Raw genomic sequence first — 14,000 nt, forward strand, 5'->3', positions numbered from 1 at the left:
GTATGACGACGGCGGGTCGGTCACGCTGGGCGGGACACACGTTGTGTGACGGAACGACAGGGGAGAAGTGATGCGTCACCTCACGCGCCGGAGCCTCGCCTTCTCGGCCATCGGTACGGTGACCGGTCTGCTGACGCTCCGTCAGGCACAGGCGGCAGGACGGCTGCGGCTGCCGGCCACGGCGGACGCGCGCGGCGCCGCGCCGTCGGCCACGGAGACGCGGGGCATGTGGATCGCCTCCGTGACGAACATCGACTGGCCGAGCGCCACCGGGCTGTCCGCCTCCTCCGCGCGCGCGGAGCTGACCGGACTGCTGGACACGGCGGTCGCACGGGGCCTCGACACCGTGGTGCTCCAGGTGCGTCCGACCGCCGACGCGTTCTGGCCGTCGCCGCACGAGCCGTGGTCGGAGTGGCTGACGGGGGTGCAGGGCCGTGACCCGGGGTGGGACCCGCTGGACTTCGCGGTCACCGAGGCGCACGCGCGGGGGCTGCGGCTGCACGCGTGGTTCAACCCGTACCGGGTGGCGTTCCACGACGACCCGGGGCGGCTGGCGGCGGGGCATCCGGCGCGGGAGCACCCGGAGTGGACCGTGCGGTATGGCGGGCGGTTGTACTACAACCCGGGGATTCCGGTGGTGCGGGCGTTCGTGCAGGACGCGATGGCGGACGCGGTGGAGCGCTATCCCCTCGACGGCGTGCACTGGGACGACTACTTCTACCCGTACCCGGTGGCGGGCGAGGAGTTCGACGACGACGCGGCGTTCGCCGAGTACGGCGGCGGGTTCGGCGACCGGGGCGACTGGCGGCGGCGCAACATCGACCTGCTCGTGCGGGAGATGGCGGCGCGGGTGCGGGAGATCAGGCCGTCGGCGGCGTTCGGCGTGAGTCCGTTCGCGGTGTGGCGCAACAGCTCGACGGACCCGCTCGGCTCCGACACGCGCGGCGGGGTGCAGACGTACGACGACCTGTACGCCGATGTCCGCACGTGGGTCCGCGAGGAGTGGATCGACTACGTGGTGCCGCAGGTGTACTGGCACATCGGCTACGAGGCGGCCGACTACGCGACGCTGGTGCGGTGGTGGTCGGACGTGGCGGACGGGACCGGGGTCGAACTGTGGATCGGGGAGGCGGCGTACAAGGTGGGTGATCCGGCGCAGGCCGCCGCCTGGCAGGACCCGGCGGAGCTGTCGCGGCATCTGACGCTGTGCGCCGAGCACCCGCAGGTGCGGGGCAACGTGTTCTACTCCGCGCGCCATGTCGCCGCCGACCCGCTGGGTGCGCTGACGCGGGTGTACGAGGACCACTACCGGCCCGGTGCGTGACGCCGGGCGCCGGAGGTGGTGGTCAGCCGCGTGAGCGCTGGGTGACCGCGATACAGAGCAGGACGCCCAGTGCGGTGGCCAGGGTCTCGGCGGGGAGATGTTCGCCGAGCAGCAGGACGGACCACACGAGCGTCAGCAGCGGTTGCGCGAGCTGGAGTTGGCTCGCGCGGGTGATGCCCGCGCGAGCAAGACCCCGATACCAGACGGCGAGACCCACGATGCCGGACCCGACGGCCAGCCACAGCACGCCCGTGACGGCGCGCGGGGTGAGGGTGCCGGGCTCGGTGAGCAGGGCGATCGCCAGGCCAGGGACGGCGAGCGGGAGACTGAGGAGCAGCGCCCAGGCGTTGACCTGCCAGCCGGGGAACTCCCTGCTCAGCCGGGCACCTTCGCCGTACGCCGCGGCGCACAGCAGGACGGCTACGAAGAGGTAGACGTCGCCCAGGGTCGGCGCGCCCCCGCTCTGTGCGGCCGTGAAGCCGACCACGAGAGCCGCGCCCGCACCGGCGGCGATCCAGAAGACGGGGGAGGGGCGGCTGTGGGCACGCGACGTCGCGTAGACGGCCGTGGCCAGCGGGAGGAGTCCGACGACAACGGCCGCGTGCGAGGCGTCGGAGGTCTGTAGTGCCAGTGTGCTCAGCAGGGGGAATCCGGTCACCGAGCCGGCCGCCACGACAGCCAGGCCGCCCCAGTGGCGGCGGGCGGGCGGGCTGGCGCGTACGGCCAGGAGGCAGGAGACGGCTATGGCGGCGGCCAGGGTGACGCGTACCCAGGTCGTGGTCCACGGGCCGAGGCCGTCCATGGCCCAGACGGTGGCGGGGAAGGTGAGGGAGAAGGCGACGACGCCGAGGGCCGCGAGGACGGTGCCCCCGGTGGCGGAGGGCGGGACCGCTATCGCGGCGGGGGCAGTAGCGCTACTCTCTACTCTCATGAAACAGAGTAGCAGCGAAGGTGAACTGGCCGCGTTCCTGCGCGGAGAGCTGCACCGCTACTCACCGGGCGAGAAACTGCCGTCGAGCCGGGCGCTCGTCGAACGCTTCCGCGTCAGCCCCGTCACCGTCACCCGCGCCCTCGCCGCGCTGGCCGCCGAAGGGCTCGTCGTCACACGGCCGGGCGCCGGTGCCTTCCGGGCGCAGCCGCGCGCCACCGGCCGGAGCACGGGGGACACGTCCTGGCAGCAGGTCGCCCTCAGCGCCGAGCTGTCCGGCGAGGTCCCGCGCACCGTCGAGGCCGGGGGCGTCCTCGCCACGCTCGCCGCCCCGCCCCCCGGCGCGGTGGAGCTGAGCGGCGGATACCTCCCCGACGGGCTGCGCGCGGAACGCGCCCTCGCCGCAGCTCTCGCGCGCGCCGGACGGCGGCCGGGCGCCTGGGACCGGCCGCCCGTCGAAGGGCTCACCGACCTGCGCGCCTGGTTCGCCCGGGAGATCGACGGCGGCACGGGCACACTCACCGCCGCCGACGTCCTCGTCACGGCGGGCGGCCAGAGCGCCATCACCACCGCGCTGCGCGCCCTCGCGCCCCCCGGGTCCCCGGTCCTCGTGGAGTCGCCGACCTACCCGGGGATACTGGCCGTGGCCCGCGCATCCGGCGTACGGCCCGTGCCCGTACCGGTGGACGGGGAGGGCATCAGACCCGATCTGCTGGAACGCGCGTTCTCCGCCAGCGGCGCCCGCGTACTGATCTGCCAGCCCCTGCACCAGAATCCCACCGGCGCCGTCCTCGCCCCCGAACGGCGCCGCGCCGTACTGGCGGTGGCCCGCGCGGCGGGCGCGTTCGTGGTGGAGGACGACTACGCGCGCATGCTCGCCCACGAGGACGCCCCGCCCGCACCGCCGCCCATGGCCGCCGACGACCCCGACGGCACCGTCGTCCACATCCGCTCGCTCACCAAGGCGACATCGCCCAGCTTCCGGGTCGGCGCCATCGCGGCGCGCGGCCCGGTGGCGGAACGGCTCCGGGCGATCCAGACCGTCGAGAGCTTCTTCGTCGCCCGCCCGCTCCAGGAGGCGGCCCTCGACCTCGTCGGCGGCCCCGCCTGGCCGCGCCACCTGCGCACCGTCGCCCGTGAACTGCGGCTGCGGCGTGAGGCGATGGGCGCCGCGCTGGCCACGGGGACACCCCCGGGGGTCGCGGTCCCGCCGCTGCCGCGCGGCGGCTTCCACGTCTGGCTGCCCCTCCCGGAGGGCACCGACGAGACGGCGCTCGCCGCCGCCGCGCTCGGCGCCGGGGTGTCCGTCGCACCGGGCCGCCCGTACTTCGCCGCCGAGCCGCCCGCGCCGTTCCTGCGACTCGGCATCGCCTCCGCCACCGGCCCCCGCGAGATCGCCGAGGGCGTACGGCGCCTGTACGCGTCCTGGCCGGGCGGACGCGCCCGCGCCTGAGCAACCGCCCTGGCGGCAGGCGGAAAACGGGTGGCCGCCGGACGGCCCGCCTTCTGAGGTGCCGCCCCATGGCCTCCTCCGCCCCTCCCGGGGACCGGGCAGCCGAGGAGCGGCCGCGCCTGGTGACCCGTCCGCTGCTCCTGCGGCTGGTGACGGTCGTCGGCTCCTCGGCGAGCTTCCACCTCATGCTGTCGGCGGTCCCCGCGTACACGCAGAGCGCGCCGGGCGCCGGCAGCGGCATGGCGGGTCTGGCCACCGGCACGCTGATGCTGGCGACCGTGGCCGGCGAACTGGTGGCCCCGTGGCTGGCGGCGCGCTGCGGCTACCGCCTGCTGCTCGGGGCGGGATTGCTGCTGCTGGGCGCTCCGGCGCTTGCCCTGATCGTGTCGCAGAGCGCGGCGTGCCTCGTGGCGGTCTGCCTCGTCCGGGGGCTCGGCTTCGCGTTCGCCCTGGTGGCGGGCGGGGCGCTGACGGCGGAGCTGACACCGCGGGAGCGCCGTGGCGAGGGGCTGGCCCTGATCGGCGTCATGAGCGGCGTGCCGTCGCTGGTGGGCCTGCCGCTCGGAGCCTGGCTGGCGCTGCACACGGGGTACGGGCCCGTCTGCTGGGTGGCGGCCCTGGCCGCCCTGGCCTCCATCGCCGCCGTCCCCGGCCTGCCGGGCAGGGAGGCGGCGTCCGAGCCGCCGCCCGGGACCCTCGCGGCGGCCAGGTCCGGCGCGCTCGGCCGTCCCACCGCCGTGTTCGCGGTGACGGCGGTGGGCGCGGGGATCGTCGTCACCTTCCTGCCGTCGGCGGTGGCGCCCGAGCACGCGGGCGTCGTCGCCGTGGCCCTCTTCGTGCAGCCCGCCGCCGCGACCGCCGCCCGCTGGGTCGCCGGGAGGCGCGCCGACCGGCACGGCGCCGCCGGGCTGCTCGTGCCGGGGCCGGCTTCGGCATCACCCAGAGCGCGACCCTCACACTGATGTACGCCCGGGTCGCGCTGTCCGGGTACGGCACGGTGACCGCCCTGTGGAACATCGCCTACGACGGGGGCATGGGTGTCGGCGCGGCCGGCTTCGGCGCGGTGGCCGACGTGACCGGCCACTCCCGGGCGTTCGTCCTCACCGCGCTCCTGATGCTCCCGGCCCTCGTCCCGGCCTGGCGGGACCGCGCGGCGGCGAGCGGCCCCGGCCGGTGACGGGGAACCCTTTCCGAGGTGGTTGACGGCGCCGGTCCCGGCTCGGGTGCCGTGCCCAGGCAGCACACGCCGTGCGGACCGGGTGGCCGGGCCTTTCCTCAGCGTCTCCGGCGGACACCCCCGGCCTTGGCGCCCCCGGGCCATCACTCCGGCGGGGCAGCACGAGAAACTTCACGGGCAGCGGCAGCGGCGGCGTCAGGCGGGCGCCGTCTCCCGCCCGGAGAACAGCACGAGTGCCAGCCCGGCCGCGAGGACGAGCAGCACGGGCCACGCGAGGCGACCGCCGGGTGCGAAGCCCGCAGCGGCGAAGCGCGCCAGCGCCACGGCGCAGGCGAGCGTGCCCACGCCGAGCAGGACGGGTGACCAGCGCCGGGGGTAGCCGATCCCCGGGGGCAGGCGGCGCAGCGGGCGCTGCGCCCACAGCATCAGGAGCACCAGCGGCACGAGCAGTACGGCGAGCAGGGCGACCCATGGCACGCGCAGCGCCAGCCAGGCGCCCGACCCGATCGTCGGCTGCGGCGCGATGCCGGTCGGGTAGAGCGCCACCGCGACGGCGATCACGGGCACCATGTGCCAGAGATAGACCGTCAGCACCCCCGTGTTCGCGCGCGAGACGCGGCGCCACCGCGCGGGCCTGGCCAGGAAGCGGTCCAGCAGCGGACCGGCCGTCAGCAGCAGCCCCGTCTGGGCGGCGGCGAAGGCCAGCAGGGCGACGGTCGGCGGGGAAGTGTTCCCCACCCGCGTGCCGGCACCGATCATCGCCACGGGGAACGGCCCCCACACCAGCAGGGCAGCCAGCAGGACGGCCCCTCCCGCCCCCAGCGCGGCGCATCGTATGCGCGGCCGCACCAGGGATCCGCTGTACCAGGAGAAGCCCCACAGGTACATCACGCCCCACACCAGCAGGTAGTTGGCAGCATCGACCCCCGGCACACCGGCGCCGAGCGACAGCGTGTCCACCACGGCGGCGACCACGGCGATCCCGGCGGGGAGCCACAGCCCCCACCGCAGGTGCAGCGCGTACAGCGCCGGGGTGAGCGTGATCAGCACCAGGTACACCGGCAGGAACCACAGGTGCAGCGCGACAAACCACCCCGCCTCCCGCAGTTCCTCACGCCGCGCCACCCCGGAGAGCACCACCCCCCACACGACCGCCGTCGCCACCCCCACGTACACCGCCGCCGGGAAGAGCAGGCCCAGCACGCGCACCCACCCCGTACCCCGCTCGCCGCGCTCCCGGCGCACCGACCAGGACGCGGCGTTCGCGTACCCGCCCACCACGAAGAAGACCGGCATCACCTGGAGGACAAGCGTCACCCACGGCGCCCAGTCCACGTACCGCAGCGCGTCGCGGCCAGAGAGGGGACCGTCGTAGTACGTCACGTCCGTCAGCAGCCAGTGCCCGACCACCACCGCGCCGATGGCGGTCACACGCAGCAGATCGGCCGGTCCGTTGCGGCCCCTGCCAGTCGTCACGGCGCCTCCGGTCACCCGCTCCAGTGCACCGCGCCCCGCAGCGCGCGGCCACCGCACCGGCCCCGGACGGGTGGCGGGAAACACCACCGGCCGCGTCACCGCAGGTCAGCCGGGGCACACGGGAACGTACGCGGGTTTTACGTCCGCGCGGTAGTCACCTTCATCGAATGCTCGTACGATCCGAGCCATGCTGGTCACGCTCGTCGCCGCTGCCCGCAGCACACCCCTCCTCGACACCCGGTTCGGCGACGACCGCCCGCTGGACATCGCGGCCTGGGGGACCCTCGAACGCGCCATCCCCGCCCTGATCCCCCTCACCGCCGCCGAACTGCGCTACTGCTCGCCGACCCCCGCCAGCCGCCAGACCGGCGAGGCACTCGGACTCGCCCCCCTCGCCCAGCCAGCGCTCCGCGACTGCGACATGGGCCGCTGGCGGGGCCTCACCCTGCGCGAGGCGAGCGAACGCGAACCCGCCGCCGTGGACGCCTGGTTCGCCGACCCGCGCTCCGCCCCGCACGGCGGCGAGGCGCTGCTCGCGTTCGTCTCCCGCATCGGCGGCTGGCTCGACACCCGGCCGGTGGACCACGACGGGCACGTCGTCGCCGTCACCGAGTCCTCCGTCATCCGCGCGGCGATGCTCTACGCCCTCGGCGCCCCGCCGCAGTCGTACTGGCGCACCGAGGTGCACCCGCTGTCGGTCGTCAGCCTCAGCGGCGGCCGGGGCCGCTGGAGCCTGCGCATCGGCTGACGGGCACCGCCGTCACCGTCCTGGCGCCGGGCCCGCGCTCTCCCGGACCAGCAGCCGGTGGGGCACCACCACGTTGCGCGGCCCGTCGTCCCGGGAACCGCCCTCGATGCGTCGCACCAGCAGCTCCACGGCGGTACGGGCCACCGCCGCCTTGTCGGGCGCGACCGTCGTCAGGCTCGGCACGCTGAACCGGCCCGCCTCCACGTCGTCGAAACCGATCACCGCCACGTCCGCCGGAACCCGCAGACCCGCCTCGTGCAGCGCCCGCAGCGCGCCCAGGGCCAGCAGGTCGTTGTAGCAGAGCACCGCGTCCGGCCGCCGCCCCGCCGCCAGGACGGCCCGCAGCGCCGTGAGGCCGTCGCCGATGCGGTACTCGGGCACCGGCAGCACGTCGGCCGGGTCGTAGGGGATGTCCGCCGCCTCCAGCGCGGCCCGGAAGCCGCGGGTGCGCGCCTCGGCGGTGCCCGTGCCGGGCGCGTCGCGGCCGCCGAGCGCCAGGATGCTGCGGCGGCCGAGGGCCAGGAGGTGCTCCGTCGCCTCGCGGGCGGCCAGTCCGTTGTCGATCGCCACGTGGTCGGCGCCCTCCTCCAGGTACTCGCCGAGCAGCACGGTCGGGAGCGTGCCGGTGCGCTCGGCGATGTCCTGGGTGGTCAGGGCGAGCGGCGAGAGGATCAGGCCGTCCGTGAAGTCGAAGCCGAAGCCGTCGAGCGCGGCCAGCTCGTGCTCGTGGCTGCCCTTCGACTGGTGCACGAGCACGGTGAGGGAGCGCCGTTCCGCCTCGCGGATGACCTGGGTGGCCAGCTCCGCGAAGTACGGGATGGTCAGCTCCGGCACGACGAGCGCGATGATGCCGGTCCGGCCGCGCCGCAGGTGGCGCCCGGCCAGGTTGACCCGGTAGCCCAGCTCGGCTATCGCCTCGCGCACCACGCTCCGTGTCTTCTCGGAGACGTGCGCGTAGTCGTTGATCACGTTGGAGACGGTCTTCTCCGACACCCCCGCCCGCCGCGCGACGTCCTTGATCCTCGGTCTCGCCACGTCACCTCCCCTGAACTGGGCGCGTCCCGCATCCTACGCGGCCCGCCGGCGGCGGAATCGTCACGTCCGGTCCGCCTGCCGTACCGCTCCGTCGTGCTCGCGATCCCGAGGGGGCAGAAGTCTTTACAGATGTTGTACATCGATGTAAAAACGGTGCACCCGCACCGGCGACCGGTGCGGATGCACCGGGGTTCGTGGCCCCGGCAGGCGACGACGCCCGTGACCGGCTGTTCCGACTCCGGTCCGCCGTGGCGTCCCTCCCGCCACCGGGCCCATGTCGAAAGGTCACTGATGAACCACCCATCGTCCGCGCCGGGCGGACCGTCCGCGCCCGGCCAGGGAAGCGCCGCGGGTCCTGGCCGGCGCGGCTTCCTGCGGCTCGGCCTCGCCGGGACCGCCGCCCTGCTCGCGGGCGGCCCGCTCGCCGCCTGCGCCTCGCCCGCCGCCTCGTCGGGCCCCAACGCCCTCAAGGTCTGGGACCCGTTCTCCGGCGGTGACGGCATGCTCATGGACGACATGGTCGACGCCGTGTCCCGGGGGAGGAACGGCTTCGACATCGACCGGACCACCCTGGAGTGGGGCCCGTCCTACTACACGAAGCTCGCCATGTCGGCCGCCGGCGGCCGGGCCCCCGACGTCGCCATCTGCCACCTCTCGCGCCTCGCCGGATACGCGCCCGGCGGGCTCGTGGACCCCTTCGACCTCGACCTGCTCGCCGAGTTCGGCGTCACCGAGGCCGACTTCACCGACGCCGTGTGGAGCCGCGTGAAGGACGGCGACAAGCTGTGGGCCGTCCCGCTCGACACCCACCCGTTCATCGTCTTCTACGACCAGGACCTCGCCGACCGCGCCGGGCTCCTCGACTCCTCCGGCGCCCTCGCCCCCATGGGCTCACCCGACGCGGTGATCGCGGCCGGTGAGGCGCTCGCCGAACTGACCGGCGGGCCCGGCATCGTCTTCGGGCACGTCAACGACACCGCGCAGAACTGGCGGCAGTTCCTCGGGCTCTACGCCCAGACCGGCGCCGAGTTCACCCTCCCCGAGGGCGGGACGCCGCAGATCGACGAGGACGCGGCGCTGCGGGTCGTCGAGTTCATGACCCGCCTGTTCGGCGGCAGCCCCAACCCGGGCAACCTCGACTACAACGGCGCGATGGCCGCCTTCATGGGCGGCCGGGCCGGCATGATCATGCTCGGCGAGTGGGAGCTGCCGACCCTGGAGGGCTCGGGCGTCAACCTCGGCGCCGCGCCGTTCCTCCAGGTCTTCGAGCACCCCGCCGTCTACGCCGACGCGCACAGCTTCGTCCTCCCGCACCAGGACAGCCCCGACGCCGGGCGGCGGCGGCAGGCCCACCGTTACGTGGCGTCCATCCTGAAGCGCAGCATGACGTGGGCCCAGGCGGGCCACATACCCGCGTACCAGCCCATCGTGAGCGACCCGGAGTACGCCGGCCTCGGCATCCAGTCGTCCTACGCCGCCGCGGGCGAGATCGCCGTCTTCGACCCGCCCAACTGGTTCGCCGGAGCGGGCTCCAACTTCCAGAACCGCATGAGCCAGCCGCTCCAGTCGGCGCTGCTCGGCAACACCTCACCCGAGGGCGCGGTCGAGCAGATGGTCCGCGAGTGCGCCACCCTGCTCGACCAGCCCGACCCGGTGGCCTGACCGCGCGAAGGAGCGTTCGACATGAGTACCACTGCTTCCCTGGACACCGCGCCACCCCCCGCGGCAGGCGGCCCCGCGCGCGGCGGCGGCCCCGCCCGGCGTCCCCGCCGCGGCAGGGGCTGGCCGTTCGTCCTGCCCTTCCTGCTGGTCTTCGCCGCCTTCATGGTCTGGCCGATCGTCCAGGGCGTCTGGATGAGCCTGACGGACAAGTCGCTCGCCCTGCGCGACACCTCGTTCGTCGGCCTGGACAACTACACCGAGGCGCTCAGCGACCCCGACGTCTGGAGCAGCCTCGGCAACACCCTCTTCTTCACCGTCGCGTCCAGCATCCCGCTGGTGCTCGTCGCCCTGGTGATGGCGCTGCTCGTGCACACCGGGCTGGCCGGGCAGTGGGTGTGGCGGCTGGCCTTCTTCGCGCCGTACCTGATGCCGGTCACCGTCGTGACCATGATCTGGTCCTGGATCTACCAGCCCGACCTCGGCCTCGCCAACCAGGTGCTGGACAAGGCCGGCATCGGCCCCGTCGGCTGGCTGTCCGACGAGAACGTCGCCATGTGGGCCATCGCCGCCCTGACCGTCTGGTGGACGGCCGGATTCAACTTCCTGCTCTACCTGTCCGCCCTCCAGGCACTGCCCGAGACGCTGTACGAGGCGTCCTCCCTGGACGGCGCGGGCGCCTGGCGCAGGCTGTGGTCCATCACCCTGCCCCAGCTGCGCCGCACCACCGCGCTGGTGGGCATGCTCCAGATCCTCGCCTCGCTCAAGGTCTTCGACCAGATCTACATCCTGACCAAGGGCGGGCCGAACGGATCGACCCGGCCGGTCCTCGAATACGTCTACGACGTCGGCTTCACCGGCTACCGGCTGGGCTACGCCTCCGCCATCTCCTATGTGTTCTTCGCGATCGTGATCATCGTGTCCCTCGCGCAGCTCCGCTTCTTCCGCCAGGAGGACTGACCATGTCAGCTACCGCAACCTCTCCGCGGCGCAGCGGCGCCCGGGGCGCCCGGGGCGCCAGGGAACGCTCCGGATCGCCGATGATGCTGGGCGCGGGACGCCTGCCGCGCGTCCTCGCCGGCGGCGCGCTCCTCGTGGCGGCCGTCGTGTGGCTCGCGCCGTTCGCCTGGGCCGTCGCCAGTTCCTTCCAGACGGAGGAGGACGCGGCCTCGCCGGGCCTGTGGCCGTTCAAGGGCGCGCTGACCCTGGACGCGTACCAGCAGATATTCGAGCGCGGCAACCTCACGACCTGGGCGTTCAACAGCATCCTGATCGCCGTCCTGGTGACGGCGCTGACCATCGTCGTGTCCACGCTGGCCGCCTACGGCTTCTCGCGCGGCACCTTCAAGGGGCGGCGCGCGCTGCTCGCGGTCACCGTCGCGTCGATCATGGTGCCGCCGCAGCTGCTGATCATCCCGCTGTTCCAGGAGATGCTGACGCTCAACCTGGTCGACACCTACGCGGCGGTCGTGCTGCCGCAGGTGGTCGCCCCGATGATGGTGTTCATCCTCAAGCGGTTCTTCGACGGCATCCCGCGGGAGCTGGAGGAGGCCGCCCGGATCGACGGCGCCTCCGACCTGCGGGTCTTCTGGTCGATCGTGCTGCCGCTGTCGCGGCCGATCGTGGCGGCGGTGTCGATCTTCGTGTTCATCGGCGCCTGGAACAACTTCATGTGGCCGTTCATCGTCACCAACGACCCCGACCTGATGACGCTGCCGGTCGGCCTCGCGACGGTGAAGGACACCTACGGCATCCAGTACGCGCAGTCCATGGCCTCGGCCCTGCTCGCCGCGCTGCCGCTGATCGTCGTCTTCCTGCTCTTCCAGCGCCGGATCGTCCGCTCGGTGGCCACGACCGGCCTCGGCGGAGCCTGACGCGACCCGCTTCCGGCGGCCCTCAAGGGCCGCCGGAATGGGCTTGTACATCGATGTAAATCCGTGGTGCGATAGGGCTGCGCCCTTCCGCGCGCCACCCTCCGCACCATCCCGCAAGGAGCACCCGTGCCCACTCCCACCGCCGTGCCGCGTCCGGAGTACCCGCGCCCGCAGTTCGCCCGCCGTGACTGGCTCAACCTCAACGGCACCTGGCAGTTCGAGACCGACAGGGGCGACAGCGGCCTGGAACGCGGACTGCTCGACCGCGAGCTGACCGGCACGATCACCGTCCCGTTCGCCCCGGAGTCGGAGCTGTCCGGCATCGGCGACACCGACTTCCTGGAGGCCGTCTGGTACCGGCGCTCCCTCGTCCTGCCCGCCGAGTGGACCGGCCGCCGCGTGCTGCTGCACTTCGGCGCCGTCGACCACGACGCGACGGTGTGGGTCAACGGGACCGAGGTCGTCCGCCACCGCGGCGGCTTCACGTCCTTCACCGCCGACCTCTCCGGCGTCGCCGGGCCCGGCGAGGAGGCCGTCATCACCGTCCGCGCCCGCGACCCGAAGTCCGGCCCGCAGGCGCGCGGCAAGCAGGCCCTGAAGTACGCCAACCACGACTGCAACTACACGCGCACCACCGGCATATGGCAGACGGTGTGGCTGGAGCCGGTCGCCGACGTGCACCTGCGCCGCCCCCGGATCACGCCCGACCTGGCGGGTTCCGCGTTCCACCTGGAGCTGCCGCTGTCGGGCAACCGCCCCGGGCACCGCGTGGTGGCCGTCCTGTCGGACGAGAACGGCGAGGTGGCGCGCGCCGAGGCCCGCGCGGACCTGGACCTGGCGCCCCGCCTGTACCTGCCCGTGTCCGAGGAGCGCCGCCGCGAGTGGAGCCCTGAGGACCCGCACCTCTACGGCCTGCGGCTGACCCTGCTGGACGCCGAGGGCACCGAACTCGACACCGTCGACAGCTACGCCGGGCTCCGCGCCGTCGGCATCCGCGGCAAGGCGGTCACGCTGAACGGCCGCGCCGTCTTCCAGCGCCTCGTGCTCGACCAGGGCTGGTACCCCGACGGGCTGATGACCGCGCCGAGCGACGAGGCGCTCGTCCGCGACATCGAACTGTCGATGGCGGCCGGCTTCAACGGCGCGCGCCTGCACCAGAAGGTCTTCGAGGAGCGCTTCCTGTACCACGCCGACCGCCTCGGCTACCTGGTCTGGGGCGAGTTCGGCGACTGGGGCGCAGAGGTGGGCGGCTCCTCCGGCGACAACCAGCAGCCCGACGCCTCGTACCCGGCGCAGTGGCTGGAGGCGATCGAGCGCGACTACTCGCACCCCTCGATCATCGGCTGGTGCCCGCTCAACGAGACCTACCAGAAGCTGCACGACCGCATCACGCAGCTCGACGCCGTGACCCGCGGCATGTTCCTCGCCACCAAGGCCATGGACACCACCCGGCCCGTGATCGACGCCTCCGGCTACGCCCACCGCGTCATCGAGACGGACATCTGGGACTCGCACAACTACGAGCAGGACCCCGGCCGGTTCGCCGAGGCCGTCTCGGGCCTCGCCGACGGGAAGCCCTTCGCCAACGCGTACGCGGACGGCGCCGCGTACTCGCTGCCCTACCGCGGCCAGCCGTACTTCGTCAGCGAGTTCGGCGGCATCTGGTGGGACCCCGAGGCCGCCGCCGACGCGGCGGGCGACGACCGCACCGAGTCCTGGGGCTACGGCGACCGGCCGCGCGACGAGGAGGAGTTCCAGACCCGTTTCGCGGGCCTCACCGGCGTGCTGCTCGACGACCCGGACATGTTCGGCTACTGCTACACGCAGCTCACCGACGTCTTCCAGGAGCAGAACGGCGTCTACCGCTTCGACCGCAGCGAGAAGCTGGACGTGGCGCGGGTGCGTGAGGCCCAGCTCCGCCCGGCTGCCATCGAGACCGACTGACGTCCCCCGCCGCCCCGTTCCGGCCCCGTCCCACCCGCTGGGGCGGGGCCCGCGCGGGTGGTGCCCTGGCCGGGGCGGCGCGGACGGCCGTATCCTTGTGCGCAGTTCGCCCGTGTGTCCGGGCGGGCGCCCCACAACTGAATGCGTGTACGGCGGAGGGAAGCCGGTGGGAATCCGGCGCTGACCTGCAACCGTGAGCGGCTCCCGCGAGGGTGCCGTGAGCCGGAACGCTCACCGTGCGACGCGGACTTCTCTCACTGTCATGGTTTGCAGCGTGGAGCCCTCAGCCGTCCCGGCCCCCCGGCCCCTGCCGCCTCGTACCAGCCGTACGAACGCGCGTCAGGGGCCGCCGTGCCGGGAACCCCGGTGGGCCGGTTCCGGC

Annotated in this window: 12 protein-coding genes and 1 riboswitch; of the genes, 9 read left to right on the top strand and 3 right to left on the bottom strand. The window is 73.7% G+C overall.

All coding sequences use genetic code 11. The features are described from left to right. The first annotated feature begins 70 nt into the window (after positions 1 to 70). Entirely contained in the window at positions 71 to 1,324 is a 1,254-nt protein-coding gene (locus tag ACL02R_RS06575; RefSeq protein ID WP_412795900.1) for a glycoside hydrolase family 10 protein, read from the top strand. 22 nt (positions 1,325 to 1,346) lie between these two features. On the opposite strand, the gene ACL02R_RS06580 is transcribed toward ACL02R_RS06575, so the two are convergent. Then, positions 1,347 to 2,255, bottom strand: a complete 909-nt coding sequence (locus ACL02R_RS06580) for a DMT family transporter (protein ID WP_412795901.1) — start codon at positions 2,253 to 2,255, stop codon at positions 1,347 to 1,349. On the opposite strand from ACL02R_RS06580, the gene ACL02R_RS06585 reads away from it, so the two are divergent. The 3 genes from ACL02R_RS06585 (at position 2,254) to ACL02R_RS06595 (ending at position 4,882) form a co-directional block, all read left to right on the top strand. Next, positions 2,254 to 3,705 (top strand): PLP-dependent aminotransferase family protein, encoded by a 1,452-nt coding sequence (locus tag ACL02R_RS06585; protein ID WP_412795902.1) that lies wholly within the window; start codon positions 2,254 to 2,256, stop codon positions 3,703 to 3,705. The genes ACL02R_RS06580 and ACL02R_RS06585 overlap by 2 nt on opposite strands. Before the next feature lie 122 nt (positions 3,706 to 3,827). Then, positions 3,828 to 4,667 carry an MFS transporter gene (locus tag ACL02R_RS06590; protein WP_412795903.1) on the top strand — a complete coding sequence of 280 codons (840 nt, stop codon included), beginning with the start codon at positions 3,828 to 3,830 and terminating at the stop codon, positions 4,665 to 4,667. Beyond that, on the top strand, positions 4,667 to 4,882 hold the full coding sequence (locus ACL02R_RS06595; protein ID WP_412795904.1) for a hypothetical protein: 216 nt from the start codon (positions 4,667 to 4,669) through the stop codon (positions 4,880 to 4,882). The genes ACL02R_RS06590 and ACL02R_RS06595 overlap by 1 nt, the downstream gene beginning before the upstream one ends. A gap of 195 nt (positions 4,883 to 5,077) precedes the next feature. Here ACL02R_RS06595 and ACL02R_RS06600 read toward each other — a convergent pair whose 3' ends face one another. Further along, entirely contained in the window at positions 5,078 to 6,358 is a 1,281-nt protein-coding gene (locus ACL02R_RS06600) for an acyltransferase family protein (protein ID WP_412795905.1), read from the bottom strand. Between the two features lie 187 nt (positions 6,359 to 6,545). On the opposite strand from ACL02R_RS06600, the gene ACL02R_RS06605 reads away from it, so the two are divergent. Further along, a complete protein-coding gene (locus tag ACL02R_RS06605) occupies positions 6,546 to 7,106 on the top strand; it encodes a histidine phosphatase family protein (RefSeq protein ID WP_362968026.1) in 561 nt (186 codons plus the stop codon). A 12-nt stretch (positions 7,107 to 7,118) separates the two neighbouring features. Here ACL02R_RS06605 and ACL02R_RS06610 read toward each other — a convergent pair whose 3' ends face one another. After that, a complete protein-coding gene (locus ACL02R_RS06610; protein ID WP_412795906.1) occupies positions 7,119 to 8,141 on the bottom strand; it encodes a LacI family DNA-binding transcriptional regulator in 1,023 nt (340 codons plus the stop codon). A gap of 291 nt (positions 8,142 to 8,432) precedes the next feature. Here ACL02R_RS06610 and ACL02R_RS06615 point away from each other — a divergent pair, with 291 nt between their 5' ends. The 4 genes from ACL02R_RS06615 to ACL02R_RS06630 all read left to right on the top strand — a co-directional run bounded on the left by ACL02R_RS06615 (position 8,433) and on the right by ACL02R_RS06630 (position 13,618). After that, entirely contained in the window at positions 8,433 to 9,803 is a 1,371-nt protein-coding gene (locus tag ACL02R_RS06615) for an extracellular solute-binding protein (protein WP_412795907.1), read from the top strand. A 21-nt stretch (positions 9,804 to 9,824) separates the two neighbouring features. Next, positions 9,825 to 10,760, top strand: a complete 936-nt coding sequence (locus tag ACL02R_RS06620) for a carbohydrate ABC transporter permease (protein ID WP_412795908.1) — start codon at positions 9,825 to 9,827, stop codon at positions 10,758 to 10,760. A 2-nt stretch (positions 10,761 to 10,762) separates the two neighbouring features. After that, complete coding sequence (locus ACL02R_RS06625; RefSeq protein WP_412795909.1) at positions 10,763 to 11,674, top strand: carbohydrate ABC transporter permease; 912 nt, start codon at positions 10,763 to 10,765, stop codon at positions 11,672 to 11,674. A gap of 126 nt (positions 11,675 to 11,800) precedes the next feature. After that, entirely contained in the window at positions 11,801 to 13,618 is a 1,818-nt protein-coding gene (locus ACL02R_RS06630; RefSeq protein ID WP_412795910.1) for a glycoside hydrolase family 2 protein, read from the top strand. A 133-nt stretch (positions 13,619 to 13,751) separates the two neighbouring features. After that, a riboswitch (cobalamin riboswitch) is annotated at positions 13,752 to 13,872 on the top strand. Positions 13,873 to 14,000: the final 128 nt, after the last annotated feature.

This window comes from Streptomyces sp. MS19 (genome assembly GCF_047200595.1).
Taxonomy (GTDB): domain Bacteria; phylum Actinomycetota; class Actinomycetes; order Streptomycetales; family Streptomycetaceae; genus Streptomyces.